The 23,228-nt window shown below is 37.0% G+C and carries 22 protein-coding genes; 18 read left to right on the plus strand and 4 right to left on the minus strand.

Annotated elements, in window-relative coordinates; translation table 11 throughout:
- The first annotated feature begins 15 nt into the window (after positions 1–15).
- The 6 genes from MOO45_RS03490 to recD2 all read left to right on the plus strand — a co-directional run bounded on the left by MOO45_RS03490 (position 16) and on the right by recD2 (position 6,511).
- Complete coding sequence (locus MOO45_RS03490; RefSeq protein ID WP_249514995.1) at positions 16–1,152, plus strand: cysteine desulfurase family protein; 1,137 nt, start codon at positions 16–18, stop codon at positions 1,150–1,152.
- 19 nt (positions 1,153–1,171) lie between these two features.
- A complete protein-coding gene (locus MOO45_RS03495) occupies positions 1,172–1,513 on the plus strand; it encodes a DUF1831 domain-containing protein (protein ID WP_249514996.1) in 342 nt (113 codons plus the stop codon).
- Between the two features lie 42 nt (positions 1,514–1,555).
- Complete coding sequence (gene mnmA / locus MOO45_RS03500) at positions 1,556–2,638, plus strand: tRNA 2-thiouridine(34) synthase MnmA (RefSeq protein WP_249515149.1); 1,083 nt, start codon at positions 1,556–1,558, stop codon at positions 2,636–2,638.
- 158 nt (positions 2,639–2,796) lie between these two features.
- The gene (locus MOO45_RS03505) at positions 2,797–3,459 is read left to right on the plus strand and encodes a histidine phosphatase family protein (protein ID WP_249514997.1); all 663 of its coding nucleotides are present in this window, start codon (positions 2,797–2,799) and stop codon (positions 3,457–3,459) included.
- A 15-nt stretch (positions 3,460–3,474) separates the two neighbouring features.
- Positions 3,475–4,149 (plus strand): tetratricopeptide repeat protein, encoded by a 675-nt coding sequence (locus MOO45_RS03510; RefSeq protein WP_249514998.1) that lies wholly within the window; start codon positions 3,475–3,477, stop codon positions 4,147–4,149.
- Positions 4,142–6,511, plus strand: a complete 2,370-nt coding sequence (gene recD2, locus MOO45_RS03515; protein ID WP_249514999.1) for an SF1B family DNA helicase RecD2 — start codon at positions 4,142–4,144, stop codon at positions 6,509–6,511. Before MOO45_RS03510 ends, recD2 begins: the two co-directional genes overlap by 8 nt.
- On the opposite strand, the gene MOO45_RS03520 is transcribed toward recD2, so the two are convergent.
- The 4 genes from MOO45_RS03520 to def all read right to left on the minus strand — a co-directional run bounded on the left by MOO45_RS03520 (position 6,508) and on the right by def (position 10,172).
- Entirely contained in the window at positions 6,508–7,437 is a 930-nt protein-coding gene (locus MOO45_RS03520; protein WP_249515000.1) for a diacylglycerol/lipid kinase family protein, read from the minus strand. The two genes, recD2 and MOO45_RS03520, sit on opposite strands and share 4 nt — an antisense overlap.
- 101 nt (positions 7,438–7,538) lie before the next feature.
- Complete coding sequence (gene rnjA, locus MOO45_RS03525; RefSeq protein ID WP_249515001.1) at positions 7,539–9,227, minus strand: ribonuclease J1; 1,689 nt, start codon at positions 9,225–9,227, stop codon at positions 7,539–7,541.
- Between the two features lie 4 nt (positions 9,228–9,231).
- On the minus strand, positions 9,232–9,453 hold the full coding sequence (locus MOO45_RS03530; protein WP_249515002.1) for an RNA polymerase epsilon subunit: 222 nt from the start codon (positions 9,451–9,453) through the stop codon (positions 9,232–9,234).
- A 152-nt stretch (positions 9,454–9,605) separates the two neighbouring features.
- Positions 9,606–10,172 (minus strand): peptide deformylase, encoded by a 567-nt coding sequence (gene def / locus MOO45_RS03535; RefSeq protein ID WP_249515003.1) that lies wholly within the window; start codon positions 10,170–10,172, stop codon positions 9,606–9,608.
- Positions 10,173–10,381: 209 nt separating this feature from the next.
- On the opposite strand from def, the gene MOO45_RS03540 reads away from it, so the two are divergent.
- The 12 genes from MOO45_RS03540 to MOO45_RS03595 all read left to right on the plus strand — a co-directional run bounded on the left by MOO45_RS03540 (position 10,382) and on the right by MOO45_RS03595 (position 23,224).
- Entirely contained in the window at positions 10,382–11,482 is a 1,101-nt protein-coding gene (locus tag MOO45_RS03540) for a thiamine pyrophosphate-dependent dehydrogenase E1 component subunit alpha (RefSeq protein WP_249515004.1), read from the plus strand.
- A 1-nt stretch (position 11,483) separates the two neighbouring features.
- On the plus strand, positions 11,484–12,461 hold the full coding sequence (locus tag MOO45_RS03545) for an alpha-ketoacid dehydrogenase subunit beta (protein WP_249515005.1): 978 nt from the start codon (positions 11,484–11,486) through the stop codon (positions 12,459–12,461).
- A 26-nt stretch (positions 12,462–12,487) separates the two neighbouring features.
- On the plus strand, positions 12,488–13,768 hold the full coding sequence (locus tag MOO45_RS03550) for a 2-oxo acid dehydrogenase subunit E2 (RefSeq protein WP_249515006.1): 1,281 nt from the start codon (positions 12,488–12,490) through the stop codon (positions 13,766–13,768).
- A 7-nt stretch (positions 13,769–13,775) separates the two neighbouring features.
- Positions 13,776–15,197 (plus strand): dihydrolipoyl dehydrogenase, encoded by a 1,422-nt coding sequence (gene lpdA / locus MOO45_RS03555; RefSeq protein ID WP_249515007.1) that lies wholly within the window; start codon positions 13,776–13,778, stop codon positions 15,195–15,197.
- Between the two features lie 120 nt (positions 15,198–15,317).
- Entirely contained in the window at positions 15,318–16,079 is a 762-nt protein-coding gene (locus MOO45_RS03560) for an inositol monophosphatase family protein (RefSeq protein ID WP_249515008.1), read from the plus strand.
- A 70-nt stretch (positions 16,080–16,149) separates the two neighbouring features.
- Entirely contained in the window at positions 16,150–17,991 is a 1,842-nt protein-coding gene (gene typA, locus MOO45_RS03565) for a translational GTPase TypA (protein WP_249515009.1), read from the plus strand.
- A gap of 309 nt (positions 17,992–18,300) precedes the next feature.
- Positions 18,301–19,164 carry a hypothetical protein gene (locus tag MOO45_RS03570; protein ID WP_249515010.1) on the plus strand — a complete coding sequence of 288 codons (864 nt, stop codon included), beginning with the start codon at positions 18,301–18,303 and terminating at the stop codon, positions 19,162–19,164.
- A gap of 33 nt (positions 19,165–19,197) precedes the next feature.
- Positions 19,198–19,581: a hypothetical protein gene (locus MOO45_RS03575; RefSeq protein ID WP_249515011.1), complete on the plus strand. Its 384-nt coding sequence runs from the start codon at positions 19,198–19,200 to the stop codon at positions 19,579–19,581.
- Between the two features lie 144 nt (positions 19,582–19,725).
- On the plus strand, positions 19,726–20,637 hold the full coding sequence (locus MOO45_RS03580) for a DUF1542 domain-containing protein (protein WP_249515012.1): 912 nt from the start codon (positions 19,726–19,728) through the stop codon (positions 20,635–20,637).
- 32 nt (positions 20,638–20,669) lie between these two features.
- Positions 20,670–21,533 (plus strand): SLAP domain-containing protein, encoded by an 864-nt coding sequence (locus MOO45_RS03585; RefSeq protein ID WP_249515013.1) that lies wholly within the window; start codon positions 20,670–20,672, stop codon positions 21,531–21,533.
- Between the two features lie 285 nt (positions 21,534–21,818).
- Positions 21,819–22,931 (plus strand): FtsW/RodA/SpoVE family cell cycle protein, encoded by a 1,113-nt coding sequence (locus MOO45_RS03590; RefSeq protein WP_249515014.1) that lies wholly within the window; start codon positions 21,819–21,821, stop codon positions 22,929–22,931.
- A gap of 2 nt (positions 22,932–22,933) precedes the next feature.
- Positions 22,934–23,224, plus strand: a complete 291-nt coding sequence (locus MOO45_RS03595; protein WP_249515015.1) for a YlbG family protein — start codon at positions 22,934–22,936, stop codon at positions 23,222–23,224.
- The last annotated feature ends 4 nt before the right edge of the window (positions 23,225–23,228 follow it).

Below are 23,228 nucleotides of genomic sequence, written 5' to 3' on the forward strand. Positions count from 1 at the left end.
GGAGTTTGAGAAAAAATGGAGCATGTCTATTTGGATAATGCGGCGACAACGCCAGTAGCACCTCAAGTTGTGTCCGCGATGACCACGGCTTTAAATAAAAACTTCGGCAATGCCTCCACCCCGAATTTTTATGGTCGGCAAGCACGTGCGGCGTTAGATCAGGCACGCATGGTCATTGCTAAGCAAATTAATGCACAAGAAAACGAGATTGTGTTTACGAGTGGTGGTTCTGAAGGTGACAATACGGCGATTATTCAAACAGCGTTAAAACAGCAACATTTGGGAAAACATATTATTACCACGGCTATTGAACATGAAGCAGTATTAAAATCAATGCAGTATTTAGAGCAGTTAGGATTTGAAGTCACTTATTTGCCAGTTGATCAAAAGGGCTATATTAATTTGAGTGACTTGAAGAAAGCCTTACGCCCAGAGACGATCTTAGTTTCAATAATGATGGTCAATAATGAAGTAGGTGTAATAAATCCTATTAAAAAAATTGGGCAAATATTGCAAAAACATCAGGCAATTTTTCATACAGATGCCGTCCAGGCTTTTGGTCATCAGTCTATAGATGTTCAAGATTTGGGTGTTGATTTATTGACCACGTCTGCGCATAAACTAAATGGTCCAAAAATGATTGGCTTTATGTATGAACGTTCAGGATTGAGTTTGCCACCTTTCATCAAGGGTGGTGATCAGGAGACTAAACGCCGGGCTGGTACTGAAAATGTTCCAGCAATTGTCGGTTTTCAAGTAGCTGTTGAGTTGCACGATGCAGATAAAATTAGGCAAGATCAAGAGCGTTTGATGGCATACAAACAACGAATTATTCAAGAACTAACTAATAATGGTGTTGAATTTGCCGTCAATGGGCCCAAAGTGGCTGATGGTGCACCCAATATTTTGAATTTGTGGATCAAGGGTTGGTCAACATCTGTATTACAAATCAAATTAGATTTAGCGGGAGTCATTATTTCTGGGGGTTCTGCTTGTACAGCAGGTAGTCTAGAACCGTCACATGTGTTGAGTGCACTTTTTGGAGCAGACAGTCAACGTGTGAATGAGTCTATTCGGATTAGTTTTGACACATTTACGAGTGAAAGTGATATACTCAAGTTTACTGACATTTTAAGTCAAATCGTACAATAGAAATTAGGGGGTGTTCGTATTGTCAATTTTTGCATGCATTGATGGAGATAGTCATCAATATCAAGTTCATCCACAGTTAAAAGTTTATGCGCTGCAAGATGTTGGTTTTACTAAATCAAAACAAGGCAATTTTACTTGGGAATACCCATTAAGTGGTGCTTCGCCTTATGTAGCAACGTATAATTTAAAAGTTAAGATTAAGAGTGATTTAAAATCTTTGAGTTTGAGTGTGACTGATCAGAGTGGTTTACACAAAGTTAATTTATTTAAATTAGCTGATAATCAAGAACTGTTAAGTCAATATCAATACGTGATGGATGATTTAGTACAACGAGCAATTTTACAAAGAGTTGAAAGTTAAGTAAAGGTGATGTAATTGACGAAAAAGCGTGTAGTTGTCGGAATGAGTGGCGGCGTTGACTCCTCAGTTTCGGCATTGTTACTGAAAGAACAGGGATATGATGTCGTAGGTGTTTTTATGAAAAACTGGGATGATAGCGATGATTCTGGTGTTTGTACAGCTACAGAAGATTATGAGGATGTTGCAAAAGTTGCCAATCAGATTGGGATTCCATACTACTCTGTGAATTTTGAGAAGGAATACTGGAATCGAGTTTTTGAATATTTTTTGGCTGAATATAAATTGGGCCGGACACCTAATCCGGATGTCATGTGCAATAAAGAAATTAAGTTTAAGGCTTTTTTGGAATATGCGTTACAATTAGATGCTGATTATATTGCAATGGGACATTATGCACAATTGCAACGTGATGATTCGGGATTGGTGCATATGTTACGTGGCGCGGATCTTAATAAAGATCAGACCTATTTTTTAAGTACTGTGGCACAAGATCAATTGCAAAATGCTCTTTTCCCTATTGGTCATCTGCAAAAGTCGCAGGTACGGGCAATTGCAGAAAGGGCTGGTTTGGCTACAGCTAAGAAGAAAGACTCAACGGGGGTTTGTTTTATTGGTGAGCGTAATTTTAAGCAATTTTTGAGTGAATTTTTGCCAGCTCAAAGCGGTAAAATGATGACACCCGATGGTCAGGAATTAGGACAACATGCAGGGTTGATGTATTACACAATTGGTCAGCGTTCAGGCTTGGGCTTGGGTGGTAATGGAACTTCTAATGAACCATGGTTTGTTGTCGGCAAGGATTTGCAGCACAATATTTTATATGTGGATCAGGGTTATGAGAATCCCTTGCTTTATGCTGATAGTTTGACAGCCACTGATGCGTCATTTATTCGGCCATTGGATTTGAATCAACCAATGCATTGTACGGCTAAGTTTCGGTACCGTCAAAAAGATACTGAGGTGACAGTTACACAAACAGCTACGGGCTTGAACGTTGATTTTGCTCAACCGGTACGTGCTGTGACGCCAGGACAAGAAGTCGTTTTTTATAATGGTCCAGAATGCTTAGGTGGTGCGACGATTGATCGAGCATTTAGTCATCAAAATCAGTTACAATATGTTTAATTGATAGAAGCTAGTTTTCATTTTTGGTTACTGCAATCAAAATGATAATTAGCTTTTTTATTAATCGTCCATAATGAAAGTATGAAGTCTTGAATAATTGCTAAAAATAAACGATAATGTTAATATTAGTATTTTGAGGAAAGTTTGGAGTGAGGAAATTGACGCAATTTTACTTTGTTAGACACGGTAAAACCCAGTGGAATTTTGAAGGTCGCTATCAGGGATCTAATGGTGATTCACCGTTGCTGCCATCTAGTTATCGAGATATTGGTTTACTGGCTAATTATTTGACTGATCAAAAAATTGATCATATTTATACGAGTCCGATTAAGCGAGCATACATAACAGCAAAAACTTTAGCTGATGATTTAGGTGGTGACATACCTATTTCAAAGATTTCTGCCTTACGGGAATTTGATTTAGGCATTTTGGAAGGACAAAAATTTGTTCTTGCGGAAGAAAAATATCCCCAATTAATCTGGGCTTTTCGGCATGATCCTAGTCAATATAATCCAGATATTATCCAAGGAGAAACGTTTGATCAAGTAATTCGGCGAACGAATGAATTTATTAAACAGTTGGCACAAGCTGATGATTCAGGCCAAAAAACATATTTAATTGTGAGTCATGGAGCTGCTTTAGTTGCCATGATTAAATCTTTATTAGGGGTTCCCTTGGCACAAATGCGCAAAGAAGGCGGAATGTCCAATACGGGTTTGACAATTTTACAGACATCAAATCATGGTCAAACTTTCGAATTGTTAAAATGGAATGATACGAGTTATTTACGACGTAATTTAGATATAACGGATACAATTTAAGTATGGTAATTAATAATGAATAAGCAAGCACAAAAATTATATCAATCAGGCCAAAAACAGGCAGCGGTTAAATTTTTAGCTCGAAAATTACAAACGGATTTCGGTTATTTATCGTGGTTTATTCAATTAGCTGGCTACTTAGTTGCTGGCGGTGATTTAATTCAAGCTGAGGAATTATTGATTAAAGCAAAGCAGTTATTTCCTGATGCTCAAGCAATTGATTATAATTTAGCGGTTGTATATTTTCAGGCAGGTCAATGGGAAAAAGTAGTTGAGTTATTAAAATCAATCAATGATCCGGCTTTATTGAGTGATGCTTACTATTTGTTGGCGAAGACTTCGCAAAAACAACAGCAAATTCAGCAAGCTTTGGTCTTTGCTTTAACAGCAATTGATTACGATTCGCGGTTAAATGATAATTTTTTATTGGCCGGAGATTTATTGCTGCAATTGCAGGATTTTTCAGAAGCGCAAGGATATTATCAAAATGCGATTAAACTGCAGCCATCAGCGGCAGGTTATTTTAAGTTGGGATTATGTGAAATGGTCACAGGAGATTTGACATTTCAGGATCATTTTCAAAAAGCGCGACAGTTGGATGAAAGTTACGTAAATCAACATCAACAGCAATTAGCTGAAATTGAACGATATGTCCAGATGATGAAAGAAAAAGAGAATCCAGATGAGTGATGAGTATCTAGTAGGCAAGATTCAAGCGGTATTTTTTGAAAAGCCAGAAGATTACTTCAAAATTATGCTCATTAAAGTACAAGAGACTTCGTTTACTTGGTCAGATGCGGAAATTGTAGTTACGGGAACTTTTGACGAATTAGATTCAGAGCAAAATTATCGATTTACAGGTCAATTGGTGGAACATCCCAAATATGGTCAGCAATTTAAATGTAGTCATTATCAAGTAGAGACACCGCTTGATCAGAAAGCTTTGGTTGCGTATTTTTCAAGTGAGCAGTTTCCAGGAATCGGTAAGAAAACGGCTACCAAAATTGTGGATATCCTAGGCGAACAAGCAATCAATCTTTTGATTACACAACCAGCTGCTGTCAAAAAATTACCCTTGAGTACGACTAAACAAAAGTTATTGCTTGAACAAGTACAGTCATCTTATCAATCACAGGAAATTATACTGCAATTAAATCAACTAGGTTTTGGTAATAAAATTGCCTTACGGATTTATCATTATTATCATGAAAAGACATTAGAAGTTTTGCAGACGAATCCTTACCAATTGATTCAAGATGTGAAAGGAATTGGTTTTCGAAGAGCTGATCAGTTGGCACTCAATTTTGGTTTAGCGAGTGACTCACCTCAAAGGGCAGCAGCTGGTTTGTTGCATGTGTTGAGCATGCTCACTAATTCAACAGGTAATACGTATTGTACAAAGGCTGATTTGTTCAATTATACTTTGAAATTATTGAATGTAGCTGATCAAGTAGTTACTACAGATGATTTAGAGCAAGCTTTAAAAAAATTGATAGCTGAGAATGAAATTGCGGTTGACCAAGATTGCTATTTTTTGCAAAAATTATATGAAAATGAATGGTCTATTGCCCGGCAGTTATCTTTAATTGAAACTAGTTTTCAAAATGAGTTAATCAATCAATCACGAGTTGAGCAAGTGTTCAAGCAAATCGCTCAAAATTCGGCCATTACTTATGATCAAAACCAACTTTTGGCGATTCAACAAGGTTTGACACATTCAGTTCTTTTGTTAACTGGAGGTCCAGGAACTGGAAAAACAACCATTATTAATGGTTTAGTGAATGCTTTTGCAACTTTACATGAGTATTCATTGGATCCTGCTGATTATGAAGATACAGCTTTTCCAGTTGTATTGGCAGCACCCACGGGTAGAGCAGCCAAGCATTTGATGGAAAGTACCAATTTGCCAGCCAGTACAATTCATCGATTATTAGGTTTGACTGGTCAAGAAGAGGCGGAACCTTCAGAAACTAACGAAATTCAAGGCAAAATTTTGATTGTGGATGAGGTCTCTATGGTTGATACTGCTTTATTTGATTTATTGCTCAAAGCAATTCCGGCGGGTATGCAATTAGTTTTGGTAGGTGATCAAGATCAATTACCTTCTGTGGGGCCAGGACAAGTTTTTCATGATTTAATTCAAAGTCAGGCTTTTTCCACAGTGAATTTAGAAAAAATTTATCGTCAAGATCAAGATTCAACGATCGTTGATCTGGCGCGACAGATTAATCTTGGTGAAGTGAATACTAAATTGTTTCAAAATTTTGCGGACCGAAGTTTTTTTGATTGCAATGCCAATCAGGTTTCGCATGTTCTCCAACAAATCGTAGTTAAAAGTCGGGATAAGGGTTTTTCGTTGAATGATATGCAAATTTTGGCTCCCATGTATCGTGGACCTGCTGGCATTGATCATTTGAATCAGTTAATGCAAGAGACCTTGAATCCGCTAACGCTTGAAACCAAGTCGGTCAAATTTGGTGATGTACAGTACCGAATTGGTGATAAAGTTGTACAATTAGTTAACGATGTAGAAAAGAATGTTTTTAATGGCGAAACTGGCATTGTTGAAGGGATTACTTTGGCTAAAGATAATCCGGATAAAAAGCAGGGTGATGTATTACACTTAGATTTTGATGGTCGGCAAATTGCGTATGCACGGGCAGACCTAAAAAATATTAGTTTGGCTTATTGCACTTCTATCCATAAGGCGCAAGGTAGTGAATTTCCATTAGTTATTTTAATTTTAGTGAAGCAACATGCGCGGATGCTAAAGCGCAACTTATTATATACTGCCATTACTCGTGCTAAATCAAAGTTGATTATGCTGGGGAATCATGAAGCATTTGAGCAAGCTGTGAGGGATGATTCCAGTCAACGACAAACGCGACTTCTGCAGCGGATTCAATCAACTTTTAAATTAGCAAAAAAGCCATTGGACCAGATTGATGATCATGATTTGGTACTTACTTTGAACAAAATTCAAACGCATCAAATTGATCCAATGATTGGTTTAGACGGAACAACGCCCTTTGATTTTATGGATATCAATTAAAACCAGAATTGCTGAGTGGCACAAGTGATTGTGAGGCTTAGTTGTTCTGAATTTAGTAATTCACCATCAATTTGCGTAAATTGAGAGTTAAGAATCTTAATTTGCGCTTTTTGAACGGAGTAGTAATGGACGGCAGGATTTTGTAAATGATTTTTAGTAATGAAAACTTGTGCTATGAGTTTCCAAAGATCTTTCCAGTGATCTGCTTTGGCTACGGCTAAGTCTAAGCTGTTTTGGGCCAGATTGGCTGGGGGAATAAGAGGTACACCGCCACCAAAGTATGGTTGGTTAGCCAAGACACACAAAAAGATATTATTAAAATCGAAAGTTTTGTCGTTAATTGTGATTTGAACGGAAAATTTGGGTTGGGTAAAAGCTTTGAACGCTTGGGAGACGTAAATCAATTTACTTAAATGTAATTTATTGAACCGCTTTTTCCATGATGAATTCAAAGTTAATTGGATAATGTTGGCGTCAAAGCCAATTCCAAAATTATTAACAAAGTAATTAGTTTGTGTGGGAGTGTTGATTTGGCCAATGTTAATAGTTCTTATTGTTGGATGGTGACATAAATGATTTAAGATTTGGTTTTCGTGATGCGCTCTTAGATTAATTGCCCGTGCAAAATCGTTGCCTGAACCAGCAGGAAGATAGGCTAAGGGCGTTGTTGGATAATTAGAAGTTTGTACACCATTGACAGCTTGATTTAAGGTACCATCACCGCCAATAATTAATAAAATTTGGTTTTCCTTTAAAGGGCGATTCACGATATTTTTGATTAAGTTTTTTGCACCTTGGTCGGGGGTAGAAAATATCTCAAAGGACTGTTGATGCTGCTTGAGATATTTGGTGGTGCGTTGAAGGCAATTTTTGGCATGACCGCTAGCAGCATGTAAATTAACTACAATGAAAAATTTAGCAACCATAAAATAAATAAGTATTCCTTTCGTGTAATGGAACGATAATCAGATAAAAAGCTGAGAAGTTTAACTTCTCAGCTTTTATGAATCCAAATTAATCATAGTACTTAAACTTGGGTGGAAATAATCATTGGCAAAATCACAGGGTGACGTTCGGTTCTGCGATACAAAAATTCTTGTAAATTATCAACAATGTCCTGTTTTAGAACGTCTTCTGCAACTGCATCATCATTATCAAGATGAGTTTTAATAGTGTGAAAAATATGCTTCTGCGCTTGATTAATTAAATTACCAGATTCACGCATATACACAAAACCACGAGATAAAATATCAGGTCCTGAAAGAACTAAGCCCTTTTTATAATCAATGGTTGCCACAACGATTACTAAACCCTCTTCAGATAACATTTGACGATCTTCAATGACTTCACTGCTAATGTCACCAATACCGTTACCATCGACATACACGTCACCGGCAGGAACATGTCCAGCCTTACGTGCCGAGTTTTGAGTTAAGGCTAAAACATCCCCATTTTCATAAATGAACGTGTTTTCTTTGGGAACACCACATAATTGTGCTAACTCAGTATGAATTTTTAACATTCGGTATTCACCGTGAATGGGCATAAAATATTTGGGCTTAATTAAGCGTAACATCAATTTTTGTTCTTCTTGACCACCATGACCGGAAGCATGAATATTATTTACTTTACCGTGGATAACATTCGCACCAGCTTCCTCTAAAGCATTGATCAGGTGATTAACGCTGACCGTATTACCGGGAATAGGGTTAGAGGAAAAAATTACCGTGTCATCAGGTTGAATCGAAATTTGACGATGGGTTCCGTTAGCAATCCGGCTTAAAGCAGCCATAGGCTCACCTTGGGAACCGGTACATAATAGCATGACTTTATTGGCAGGTAACTTGTTGATTTCAGAAGCATCTAGAATTTCACTATCTGGAATATCTAAATAGCCAAGTTCACGACCATTGACGATTGCTTGTTCCATGCTACGCCCAAAAACAGCGACTTTGCGTCCATTTTGAATAGCGGCATCGACTGCTTGGGAAACGCGGTACAAATTAGAGGCAAAAGTAGCGAAAATAATTCTTCCGTCAATTCTTTCAACGATCTGATGAATTGTGTTACCAACGAAACGTTCAGATTTCGAAAAAGTAGGAATTTCTGCATTAGTACTATCAGATAATAATAACAAAACACCATCAGTACCCAATTTTGCCATTTTTTGCAAATTAGGTCCAGGTTGATTCCCAACTGGCGTTAAATCAAACTTGTAATCACCAGTTTGGATAATAACACCTTGCGGTGTGTGAATAGCAATTCCTAATGTGTCAGGAATTGAATGTGTTGTTCGAAAGAATTCAACACTTAAATTATTAAATGTAACAACGTCACTTTCTTGCAAAACGTTCATTTTGGTTGATTCTAACAAACCATGTTCCTCTAATTTACCCTTAATTAAGGCCGTTGCTAATGGACCAGCGTAAATGGGAACATTGGGTACCTTTTGTAGAAAATAGGGAATTCCACCAATATGATCTTCATGACCATGGGTAATAAAAAGTCCCTTTATTTTGTTTTGATGCTCTGCTAAGTACTGATAATCTGAGATTACATAGTCAATTCCCAGTAGCTCATCTTCAGGAAATTTAATTCCTGCATCGACGATAACAATCTCATCTTGGTACTGAATCGCATACATATTTTTACCGATTTCACCTAAACCACCAATGGCAAAAACGGCAACTTCGTCTTCTTTAATTTTCAAATCCATAGCGTTAAAGCTCCGCAAGATCTGTTAATTGAAAATTAGAACTTTTTTGCTCATATTCTAAATAATTACCAGTTAATTCTTCGATAGATTCAATATTGTAATCGGTTTTGTCTTCAATGACAGCTCGAATATCAATAGCCGATTCACCCTCAGTATATAAGGTCTCAGTTGTTTCCCGACGGGGATTTTGAACAGTGTTATCTTGGTATAATACTTTATAAATCAAATGACTCTTCTCCTTTTAAAAAAGTTTATAAACGTCGCAGGTGGTTGACATTACTATCAACAGTTATTCTTAATCATATCATATCCATAGATACTTGTATACAAACAACTCCCGTGTTTCAACGGGAGTTGTTATATTTTTAATAATTAAAATTAAGAAATAATAATCGTATTTTCTGTAGCTTTAAATGGTTCTGCTTGGTTAATATGATCATAAAATAAATGACCATTCAAATGATCAATCTCATGTTGACAGACGATTGCAGGATAATTTTTAACACGCATGGTCTGAGTATTACCGTCAAAGTCTTGGTAGCGAATGGTTATTCGCGCACTTCTGGGCACGTAACCAGGTACGTCTTTGTCTACTGAAAGACAGCCCTCACCTTCGGCTAATTGTGCTTTTTGGACTGAATTAGAAATAATTACAGGATTGATTAACGTAATTTTTAATAGGTAATCTTGTTCTGCATTTGGACGATCATCAGGTACTAAAACGGCAGCCATTTTTTCAGAAATACCAACTTGTGGTGCGGCAAGACCCACGCCTGCTCGCAGATGATGCTTTTGAGCAAATTCTAAATTTTGACTATTAATTAAATATTCCATCATATCATGAGCCAATTGTTTGTCTTCATCAGATAAGGGAAATTGAACTGATTGAGCGATCTTACGAAGAACTGGATCGCCATCACGAGTAATATCTTTCATCATATACATAAAATTGAGACCTCTTCTAAAACAATATATTTCTATATAATAATAGCTTAAAGTAGTGATAATTCATAGATAACTACTTGAAAAAAATATTGATAAAAAATTAATTAATCATTTTCATAAGTTACTTGGATTTATTAAAAAAAGATGTTAAAATAACTTCTGGAAACCTTTACAAAAGGTTCTGTTGCATTTGAAAGGAATGGTAGAATATGGCAAAAAAATCAATTGTTGATTTTGAAAAGATCAAGCAAGAGCTTTCAGATTTACCTACTCCAATACAGGTGATTGATCAGAACGCTAAGGTTGTTAATAAAGAAGCTTTTGATAGTTTTAGCGATGATCAACTTGTAGAATTTATGGAAAAGATGGTTTGGGAACGTGCACTGCATGAGCAAACGATGAATTTCTCACGGCAAGGACGGATGGGTTTTTATGCACCAACGGCCGGTGAAGAAGCTAGTGAGATGGGTACTGTTATGGCTATGAAGGATCAAGATTTCCTCCTGCCTGCTTACCGTGATATTCCTCAATTAATTCAACATGGAGCTACTGTAACAGAGGCATTTTGGTGGTCTCGTGGTCATGTTAAGGGTAATGAATTTAAGGCCCGTTCATTGATGCCACAAATTATTATTGGGGCCGCTTATTTAGAGACTGCAGGTGTGGCTCTGGGTTTAAAGAAAAATGGTGAAGATGCTATTGCTTTCAGCTATACTGGCGATGGTGGTACTTCGCAAGGTGATTCTTATGAGGGAATGAATTTTGCAGGTGCCTTTCAAGCTCCAGCACTATTTATTGTACAAGATAATAATTATGCTATCTCTGTACCAAGAGAAAAGCAGACAGCTGCTAAGACATTAACTTTAAAGGCAGCAGCAGCAGGTATTCCAGCTGTCCAAGTCGATGGTATGGATATTTTAGCTTGTTATAGTGTTGCCAAGGCTGCTAGAGAATATATTTTGGCTGGTAATGGTCCAGTTATGATTGAAACGTTAACCGATCGTTATGGAGCACACTCTTCAGCTGGTGATGATCCAAGTCGTTATCGTTCCAAAGAAGCTCAACAACCGTGGTTAGATCGTGATCCATTAATTAGAATGCGCAAAATTTTAACTGATAAGGGTTTATGGAGTGAAGATCATGAAGAGGAATTGACTAAGAAATATAAAGATTCCTTTAAAGATGCTTTGAAAGAAGCAGATGCTGTTGAACCTGAAAAAGTTTCTGACATGTTGAAGCGGACGTTTGAAGTACCTACTCCTGAAATGCAAGTTGAAATTGCAAAATTTGAAGAAAAGGAGTCCAAATAACATGACTAAAAAATCATATATTCAAGCCATTACTGATGCGTTAGATATTGAGTTACAAGAAGATCCTAAAACTTTAATTTTTGGCGAAGATGTTGGTAAAAATGGTGGTGTGTTTAGAACCACGCAGGGTCTCCAAGAAAAATATGGTGAAGATCGTGTTTTCGATACACCGTTAGCAGAATCCGGTATTTTAGGCTTATCAATTGGTTTAGGTTTAACTGGTTGGCGTCCTTTACCTGAAATCCAATTTTCAGGTTTTACTCTCGAAGGCGTTGATTCGATTGCTGGTCAAATGGCAAGAATGCGGTTCCACTTTAATGGTAAGCAAACTAGTCCAATTACAATTCGTTCTCCTTATGGTGGCGGAACACATACAGCAGAAATGCATTCAGATAATTTTGAAAACTTCTTTGTTGGTGTCCCAGGTTTAAGAGTGGTGATGCCAAGTAATCCTTATGATGCTAAGGGATTACTAATTTCTTCCATTGAAAATAATGATCCAGTTCTTTATTTGGAAAACCTAAAACTTTATCGTTCAATGAAAGATGATATTCCTGACGAAAAATATAGTGTACCTTTAGATCAAGCTAATGTTGTTCAAGAAGGTAACGATGTTACTTTAGTTGCCTATGGTGCTCAAGTTCAAGAGGCGCAAAAAGCTGCTGAAGAATTAGCAAAGGACAATATTTCTGCTGAAGTAATTGACTTACGGACTGTTTCGCCAATTGATACGCAAACCATCTTTAAGTCAATTGAAAAGACTCATCATGTAGTCGTTGTTCAAGAAGCTCAAAAGATGGCTGGTGTTGGTGCCCAGGTAGCGTCAGCTATTGCAGAGGAAGCTATTATGTCTTTAGATGCACCGATTGGACGTGTAGCAGCACCTAATTCAGTTTATCCATTTGCTTTGGCGGAAGAAGCGTGGATTCCACGTAAAGATGAAATTGTTGCTAAGGCGAAAGAAATTATTAATTACTAATCAGAATTGAAAGGTAGGATTAATACATGGCATTTAAATTTACACTTCCAGAATTAGGTGAAGGAATGGCTGAAGGTGAAGTCGCTAACTGGTTAGTTAAAGAAGGAGACGAGATTAAAGAAGACGATTCTTTAGTTGAAATCCAGAATGATAAATCAGTTTCAGAATTGCCTTCACCTGTTTCTGGTAAAATTAAGCAAATTGTAGCGCAAGAAGGAGATACAGTTGAGATTGGTGATCCCTTAGTTATTATTGACGATGGGTCTGCTGACACTCCAGATGACGACGTTGCACCAGCAAAAGAGGAAAAGGCGCCTGCATCCGAACCAGTAGCTGTTGACGCTAAAAAGGATGCTCCATCCGCTGCACCAACAGGACAAGCTAATCAAGATTATTTGGCAATGCCTTCTGTACGTCAATATGCACGAGATAAGGGTGTTGATTTGGCGCAAGTTACTCCTTCAGGAAAACATGGTCAAATTACTAAAGCTGATGTGGACAACTTTAATGGATCTGGTCAACCTGCTGCTGCTCCAGTATCAGCAAGTGCGTCTGCTGAAGTTGAAGCTACACCGATTAAACCATATAAATCAGATGAACCTGAACTGGAAACACGCGAAAAAATGAGCATGACACGTAAGGCTATTGCTAAAGCAATGTCTGAAAGTAAGAAGATTACCCCGCATGTGACAAGCTTTGATGACGTGGAAGTTTCTGTTTTAATGGCTAATCGTAAGAAATACAAGCAAGCCGCTGCAGATAAGGGTATCAAATTAACTTTCTTACCTTATATTGTTAAAGCTTTAGTGGCTGTTTTGAAAGAATTTCCTGAATTTAACGCTTCAATTGACGGTTCAACTAACGAAATTGTCTATAAACATTACTATAATATTGGTATTGCAACCAATACTGATCATGGTTTGTATGTACCGAATATTAAGAATGCTGATTCTAAAGGCATGTTTGAAATTGCTAAGGAAATTACTGAGAACACGCAAGCTGCGTATGACAACAAGTTAAGTGCCAAAGCTATGAGTGGTGGTTCTATCACTATTAGTAATGTTGGTTCCATTGGTGGTGGCTGGTTTACTCCTGTCATTAATCAACCTGAAGTAGCAATTTTAGGCATGGGTAAAATTGCTAAGGAGCCATACGTTGCTGAAGATGGTTCTATCAAAGTTGGTAACATGTTGAAACTTTCCTTAAGTTATGACCATCGTTTAATTGATGGTGCATTAGCACAACAAGCTTTGAACATGATGAAGAGTTTGTTACACGATCCAGAAATGTTATTGATGGAGGGTTAAGCGAAGAATGGCTGATGTTGAACAAAAAGATACTGTAATTATTGGTGCAGGCCCCGGCGGCTATGTTGCTGCTATTCGGGCAGCGGAACTAGGGCAGAAAGTTACGATTATTGAAAAGGAATACTATGGTGGCGTTTGTCTCAATGTTGGTTGTGTTCCTTCCAAATCTTTGATTCAAGCAGGACACCGTTTACGAGAATCTAAAAATGGTGAAACTTACGGTATTGACACTAGTAAAGTTTCACTTGATTTTACGAAAACGCAAGCTTGGAAAGATGAAAAAGTTGTAAAGCGGATGACCAACGGTGTGAAAATGCTGTTGAAAAAGCATAAGGTTGAAATGATCGAAGGCGAAGCCTTTTTAGACAATGATCATCAATTACGTGTTATGTCTACAGGTCCAAAGCAATTTATGGACAATGGCGGTGGTCAAACTATTCAATTTAAGAATCTAATTATTGCAACTGGCAGTCGTCCTATCGAAATCAAGGGATTTAAATTTGGTGAACGAGTGCTTAGTTCTACTGGGTTATTAAATGTTAAAGAAGTTCCCAAGGAATTAGTGATTGTTGGTGGTGGCTATATTGGCACTGAATTAGCTGGAGCGTTCGCTGACTTGGGCTCTCATGTTACAATTTTAGAAGGTACTGACAAGATTATTCCTAATTTTGAACGTGATATGGTCAAAATTGTCGAAAAGAATTTAAAAGCCAAGGGTATTGATATTGTGACCAGTGCTATGGCTAAAGAAGCTAAGACTTCAAAGAATGACGTAGTGGTCACTTATGAAGTGGATGGCAAACCTACTACAATCAATGCTGATTATGTGATGGTTTCTGTTGGTCGTAAACCAAATACAGATAATTTTGGTTTAGAGATGACGGACGTTGAAATGACTGATCGTGGCTTGGTGAAAGTTGATGAACAAGGTCGGACCAATGTTCCTAATATTTATGCTATTGGTGATATCGTTGCAGGACCAGCATTGGCACACAAGGCCTTCTTTGAAGGTAAAACTGCTGCTGGTGCGATTTCTGGTGAAAAAACAGCTAATGATTTTTTGAGTGTACCATCAGTGTGTTTCAATGATCCGGAAATGGCTAGTGTTGGCTTAACCGAAACTGAGGCCAAAGATCAGGGTAAAGATGTAAAAGTGGCTAAATTCCCATTTGCGGGAAATGCACGAGCAGTCTCTTTAGATAGTCCAGATGGTTTTGTCAAATTAATTTCTGACAAAAAGACTGGTACGATTTTGGGTGGTCAAGTAGTCGGGCCTAGTGCAAGTACGCTTGTATCTGAGTTGAGTATTTTAGTTAACTGTCAGCTTAATGAGGAAGATGTGGCTTTGACCATTCACCCACATCCTACTTTAGGTGAACCGATTCAAGAGGCCGCTGATATGTTAATGGGTTACCCAACTAATATTTAGCTTCCTTTAGAATTAGAATTTGAGAAAAAATCGACGTTTTGGCGTCGATTTTTTTCTTTTCATGCACTAAGATAAGAGCAGAGGAAATCTTGGGACGATTATGCGAATGGAGTTTGATAGATGACTAACTTGCATAGAATACAGCAGCATGTATTAGAAATTTTGACACAAGTGAAAAATCAGTTACAAGCTGATTTGAGCTATCAAACTATTCAAATAAAATCTTCCAGCACAGATTTAGTTACTGAACGAGATAAATCAGTTGAACAACAAATTATCACCTACTTAAAGAATTATTTTCCAGAAGCTCATTTTGTGAGTGAGGAGGGTTTTGGTGATCATGTCAATAATCTACAAGGTTTGGTCTTCTTTGTTGATCCCATTGACGGAACTATGAATTTTATTAAAGCTCACGATCAATTTGCCTCAATGATTGGTGTTTATTTGAATGGTCAACCGCTTTTTGGCGCCATTATTGATATTATAGAAGATCAACTTTATTATGGTGGCGCTGGACTAGGGTCGTTTGTTAATGGTCGCAAATTACCGCAGTTAATTGATGTTCCCTTAAGTCAAGGCTTGGTCATGATTAGCAATCGTTTCTTGAATGATGTACCTTACCAAAATGTAAAAAATCAGAGTAGCGGATTACGAGTTTTTGGTAGTGCAGGGATTAGTTTTACACGTTTATTGAGAGGAAGTGCTATTTTATACATCTCAAAATTGAAGCCTTGGGATATGGCGGCTGGCTGGGCTATCGGCAAACCACTAGGTTTAATAATGCGAACGATTGACGGCACCCCTATAAGTATGCTAAAATCACAAACTGTAATTATCGGAACAAGATGCGCAACAGAAGAAGCTGAGAGAATTTTATCTTAGTTTGATGAGCTGTGATTCCAACAATCACAGCTTTTTTATACACTTAGATCTAATGGAAGGAAGCTAAGTTTTGAAAACAAGAGAAGATATTCGTAATATTGCGATTATTGCCCATGTCGATCATGGTAAAACGACATTAGTTAATGAACTTTTAAAGCAATCTGATACACTGCCTGAACATATGGAGTTAGGTGATCGGGCGATGGACTCTAATGATATTGAAAAAGAACGTGGTATTACTATTTTATCTAAAAATACTGCGGTTAATTATCAAGGTACTCAAATTAATATTTTAGATACACCTGGACATGCCGATTTTGGTGGCGAAGTGGAACGAATCATGAAGATGGTTGATGGTGTTTTATTGGTTGTGGATGCTTATGAAGGAACTATGCCACAAACACGTTTTGTGTTAAAAAAGGCTTTGGAACAACATTTAACGCCGATTGTTGTGATCAATAAAATTGATCGTCCCGGCGCGCGTCCTGATGAAGTAGTTGACGAAGTTTTGTCATTATTTATTGACTTGGGTGCCGATGAAGACCAGCTTGAATTTCCAGTTGTTTATACGTCAGCTGTCAATGGGACTTCTAGCTATGAATCTGCTCCAGAAGATCAAGAACACACGATGAAACCGGTATTCGATACCATTTTAAAAACAATTCCAGCGCCAGTCGATAATAGTGATGAACCGTTGCAATTTCAAGTTGCAATGTTAGACTATAACGATTACGTGGGTCGAGTTGGTATCGGTCGCGTGTTCCGTGGTAAAATCAAAATTGGTGATCAAGTTTCAGTGTTGAAACTTGATGGTTCTAAAAAGAATTTTCGTGTAACTAAAATCTTTGGTTTCTTTGGCTTGAAGCGTGTTGAAGTTGAAGAAGCTAAAGCCGGTGATTTGATTGGTTTATCCGGGATGGATGATATTTTTGTTGGGGAAACAGTTACCCCGGTGGAACATCCTGACGCCTTACCAATTTTGCGAATTGATCCACCAACTTTAAGAATGACTTTCTTAGCTAATGATTCACCGTTTGCTGGCCGTGAAGGCGATTTGGTGACAGCACGTAAAATTCAGGATCGTTTGGAACAACAATTACAAACTGATGTATCCTTAAAAGTTGAAGATGCGGGTACTGCTGGTGCTTGGATTGTTTCAGGACGTGGTGAATTACATCTATCCATTTTGGTTGAGGAAATGCGTCGTGAAGGTTTTGAATTACAATTGTCACGTCCAGAAGTTATTTACGAAGAAATTGATGGTAAGTTATGTGAGCCATTTGAATTAGTGCAAATTGATACACCTGATGAGTATGTTGGGACTATTATTGATTCAATGGCACAACGTAAAGGTGAAATGAAAAATATGGAAAGTACGGGTAACGGTCAAACTCGTCTGACTTTCCTAACACCATCACGGGGATTAATCGGCTATTCTTCTGAATTTTTATCACAAACGGGTGGCTACGGTATTATGAATCATGCCTTTGAAGATTATTTACCTGTTATTAAAAATTGGGAACCAGGACGTCGGAGTGGCGCCTTAGTGTCGATTAATCAAGGACCATCTACCACTTACAGCTTGCAATCAGTAGAAGAGCGTGGTCAATTGTTTATTGGTGCGGGTGTGGATGTTTATGAAGGAATGATTGTTGGTCAAAGTAGTCGTGATCAAGATATTGCTGTCAATGTTACGAAGGGTAAAAATTTGACAAACACTCGTGCATCCGGGAAAGATCATTCTGCAGCTATTAAGACGCCTAAATCTCTATCTTTAGAGCAGTCTATTGAATTTTTGAATGAGGATGAATATTGCGAGGTTACTCCTCAAAGTATTCGCTTGCGTAAAAAGATTTTAAATACTAATGAACGTAAAAAAGCTGATAAAAAACGAAAAGTAGTTAAAGATTAATAGTTATATGTAAAACGACTGACTTTTTGATTTGATGAATATCACAAAATTATTCTATTTTTAGAATGTTTTGTGGTATTTTTTTGTCTTAGTTTACTACTTTCGGTTTGTTAACCGATAAATTTTGAAGGGGAACAGAGGTTCCTACGTCGTTTCTTTTTGGTGATTTTAATTTAAAGATAAATAAAAACAATTCAAATATTTGCGCTTTGTCGTTGATGGTGTTTATCTTTAAAGAGAAGATGGTTTGTTTTCAATAATCATTTAATTTGATTAGGGAGGATTTAAAATGAAAAAAAGCAGTTACTTATGACCTTAGGAGTTACACTTTTTTCATCAGTACTGTGGATCAATACGAATAAAACTATTACGAAAGCGAATGATTCGGCATTCACAGGTGTACAATCTCAGGGCGAGACATCTGATAATAATGTAACCGGTAACAGTAATATGGATTCCAGCAAAATAGCTGCCAAAAGTTCGTTGCAACTTAATATTCAAACAGCTAGGAATCAAGTTAATTCTTTCAGTTTACCAACAGAACAAACAGCATCTTTACAACAAAAGTTACAAGATATTGATACACAATTTACAAATCAGATTGATCAGGCACAAGTTAATGCGGATTTAATCAATATTCAAGGAACAGCACAAGCACAAATCCAGACTGTAGTTCAACAAGCACAAAGTTTGCAGTCGTCACAATCTAATAATTCTGTTAATGCTCAAGTGACTGGGACTAACGAAGGATCAGTTGATGACAATAATGATCAACCTGTATCAACTACCCCGCCAACTAGTGACAATGAAGCTAATACAACAAATGAAACAACAGATAATAACACTGATCAAGAAGCTATACCGACTCAACCAACAACTACGACCACCACAAATTCAGAAGATAATCAGGCTGTAGCTACGGCTGATACTAAGCCACAAATTGCAAATCAAGCTTTGGTTATTAACGGTAACGTAGCTGAAGTTGATAATGATGCAGATTTTTACAAAGTCTTGAGTGATAGTAGTTATGACAACATTGATACGATAGTGTTGACGAATAATATTACACTTTTATTGATAAAGTCTTTGGATATTGACGTAGATAGCGATAGGCCTATGACAATTAAATCGGAGGATGGTCAGCGTTATTATTTAGATATGCGTGCTTTTTAAATTATCACAAAAGGTGATATTACTTTTCAAAATTTGGATATATATGGGTCTACTTTCTGGGGCGTTGTGAATCCTAAGGGTACACCGACGATTACCTTTGATAATATTTCCTGTACTGGTTCACAAATGATTCATTCTGCTAAGAATCAAACAATTGTGATTAAGGGAAATGTCACAACAACTATTGTACCTTCGTATGATAGTCCATCTAACGGTATTCCGATTCCGTCCACTAGTGGTTATCAACAAGCTATTGAAATGGCGGCAGGTGGCACACTGAATTTTGCAGATAACTCAACTTTTACGGGAACAACTTATAAAGATGACGTTATTGATATGCAAGGTTCCGGGGTGGTTAATATTGGTAAGAATACTGTTGTTAATTTGAATCCACACAGTCATGGCTTGCCACCATAAAATTCTGGATCTAAGCTAGCTGGTCTTTATGTTGAAAAATCCGGAATTATTAATACTGCGGAAGGATCCGTATTAAATGTTAATGTTGCTGGTGAAACTGCTCTTGATACCGCCCAAGCCATTTATTTGGGTAGTGGTTCTAGTTTGAATGTTAATTCAGGTGCTACAGTTAATGTGACGAGCGATAGCACTGCCAGAGATGGTTTAGTAACGATTGGTGGTAATTTAATCGTCAATGAAGGTGGCGTGTTTAATGTTAAAGGACAAAATATGGGGCTGTTTTCAGGCTCTCTTATGAATATCACTAGTGGTGGTAAAATTGATGTCACTGGTGGTGCAGTAGAGTTGTCAGCCGATGGTTCAGGCATTTTATATTTGTTGAATGTTAGCAGTTCCACAATTAATGTTGATAATCCTAAATCTTTCATTTTAGACGCTAGTCAGAATACCAATGCTAGGTTAATTAATAACAGTACTTTGACTTTAAATGATATTAAATCTGTTAATGGGACACAGACTTCTGGTCCATTGTCTAAATTGGTTTTGAAAGTTACAGCTAACAATATTGGTACAATTAATGCTCCGACAGAAGCTAGTGCAGCCACTGATATTATTGGTAAAACGTCAGCCGACGAACAACAAGTGGTTGGCTGGTTAAGTGGTCTCAATCTAACTGGAAAGAAATTAGAGTTTGTTTCAGCGGGACCGTTTATTAATGTTAATAGTGTTAATGTTTCGTCTGATAAGAAACATGTTACAGGTCATGTTAGTTCTACGACATCTGATGCGGATCCGAACTTGACAGAACAAATGAAGACAACAGCTAAGCAAAATGTACTGTCTGCATATAATGAAGCAGTAAGCAATGTTAATCATGCACAGACATCTACTGATGTAGTCAATGCTAAAAATGTGGGTGTTCAAAATATTGTAGCCGCTTTAACAGATGCACAAAATGCTGCCCATACTTTACAAACAGATAAAACTTCTGCTTTAAAAGATTTGTCTGAAGCACAGACAAACGCCAATCAAACAATTGATGTGACAATAGTTTAAGCCCCGATCAAAAGACAAAGTCTAAGGCAGCTGTGCAAGCAGCCTATGACCAAGCAGTCAGCCAAGTCAATGTTGCTACGGACACGACAGGTGTCGGTTCTGCTAAGGCAACTGGTATTACTAACATTAATAAAGCCGTCACAGACGCACAAACTAATGCTGGGAGCCATAATACGCCGACTTATTATCCTACTATGCCAGATGATAATGATCAACATTCAACTCTGACAATGCAGTCACAAATGTGTGTGGTTACTATCAATCCTAATGTTACGAATGGTTATGTTCATCTGTATGATCAGGACGGTAAGCAAATTTCAAATCGAGTTTTAGGAGCTAATACTGCTTGGCGTACTGATTATAAGCGTACGATTAATGGTCAAGTCTTTTATCGTGTAGGTACCAATGAATATGTCAAAGCTAGCGATATTGCTTTTGGAACAGGTGCCAAAGTACAAATAATTGACGGTGTTGTAACAATTCGTTCAGATGTGTCGAATGGAACAGCTCCTGTTTATGATTCGCAGGGTAATCGAATAGCTTCGCGTAATTTAGCTGCTAATACTCAGTGGTTAACTAATAATGAGCAAACATTAATTAATGGTCAAGTTTATTATCAAGTAGCAACAAATGAGTATGTTGCGTCTAGTGATATTAACTGGACACCAGAGTCGATTGTTTTAAATAATCAAGAAGGTGTTTTATCTATTAATCAAGCTAGCGCTCCTGTATATCACTATGATTTAGACCGTAGTTTAATGACCAAGTCTCAAAATAAAGGAATAAATAATAAGAATGCTTGGTTCTATGATAAACAACTGATTGTTAATGGTCATGCTTATTATCGTGTAGCAACTAATGAATGGGTAGAGGATAATAAAGTTCTTTTAGGTTAAGACGATTTGAGTAATAATATTTAAATAAACTATCGCAAAACTATATCTGTTTAAATAGATTTTGCGATAGTTTTTTTGTATGTAACACTCAAAAACATAATATTTAAGTGTTTTATTTGATTTGCTATAATTACTTTTGCGACGATAACCAGTAATATTGCAAAAATGATATAATTAGTAAAAATTACAGAAAGAGTTTAAGCTGAATTTTTGAAAACGAAATTAAAAGATCTTGATTATTGGATTTTCATACCCTTTGTTGTATTGTCCATTTTGGGAGTGATCATGATTTACTCTGCCAGCTCCAATGCGGCGTTACTACAAGGTTTGAGCAATATTGTGTATTTAAAAAGACAGTTGATTTATGTCGTTATTGGCCTTTTTGGCTGCTTTTTATTTTATTTGTTGAAAATTGACATGTTAAAACGTAAATTATTTGTTCAAGATTTTGTTGTAGTTGTATTGGCATTGCTATTTTATTTATTATTAAAACGCCATTTTGATCCACAATCAATGGTTAATGGGGCTTCTGCGTGGATCCCGCTGGGGCCAATTCACTTACAACCGCTGGAATTGGCCAAGTTAGCTTTAATATTATATTTAGCAAAAGTTTTTAGTGCGCGCTCGTTGAGAATTAGACGACAGCGTTTGAAGTTGATGATGCGAGAATTATTTCCACCGATTTTGTTAGCAGGTTTAATTATTTTATTGACACTCTTGCAACCAGATTTAGGTGGTGCAGCTATTTTGGCTTCAATTGTGTTTTTGTTGACGTTCAGTTCGGGCTTGGATATGAAATATGTGCTAGCAATTGTATTGGCACTCATTGCGCTATTTGCAGCAGCCTATTTCTATTTTAAACATCAATTAAATGTTGGTAGTCATTCCTCATATAAATTAAAACGCTTGATGGCGTTTTATCATCCTTTTGAACTGGAAAAAACTGGTGGTATTCAATTAGTCAATTCGTATTATGCAATCAACAATGGTGGCTTGTTTGGTCGGGGATTAGGTAATAGTATTCAAAAATTGGGTTATCTTCCCGAACCTTATACGGATTTTATTTTGTCAATTATTAGTGAAGAATTAGGCATCATTGGTGTAATTTTTGTATTGGCATTAATATTTGTTTTAATTGTTCGGATTGTTTATGTAGGTGTGAAAGCTAATAATGTTTATTGGACATTATTATGCTATGGTGTGGCAACGTTGTTATTTGTTCAAACGGCGTTTAATGTTGGCGGTGTAGTAGGGTTATTGCCGATCACAGGCGTAACGTTGCCCTTCATCAGTTATGGTGGCTCCAGTCAAATTGTGTTGTCTATCTGTGTTGGGATTTGTTTGAATGTTTCAGTTAATTTAAAAAGAGAGCAAACAATGGAAATAAAGGAGGGATAGTGGTGAAATTAATTCCGCGTCAGGAAGTAATTGTTTGGATGAATAATAGTCATCCTAGTAAAAAGTTACGTCGTTTTGGTACTGTAATTTATGTTTCTTTTAAGATGAACTACGCGATCATGTATTTAGATCAGGCTAAATTAAAACAACAAGTTGAACAAATCGCTCGGCTATCTTTTGTTAGTAAGGTTGAACTCTCGCCAAGACAAGATTTGGAAACTTATTTTGATGATAAAATTGGGCAAGTTGCCAATTTAATACCGCCAGAATTACAAAGTAAAGAGAAGGATTAAATAA

Origin of the sequence: Bombilactobacillus folatiphilus (genome assembly GCF_023380265.1) — a bacterium.
Taxonomy (GTDB): domain Bacteria; phylum Bacillota; class Bacilli; order Lactobacillales; family Lactobacillaceae; genus Bombilactobacillus; species Bombilactobacillus folatiphilus.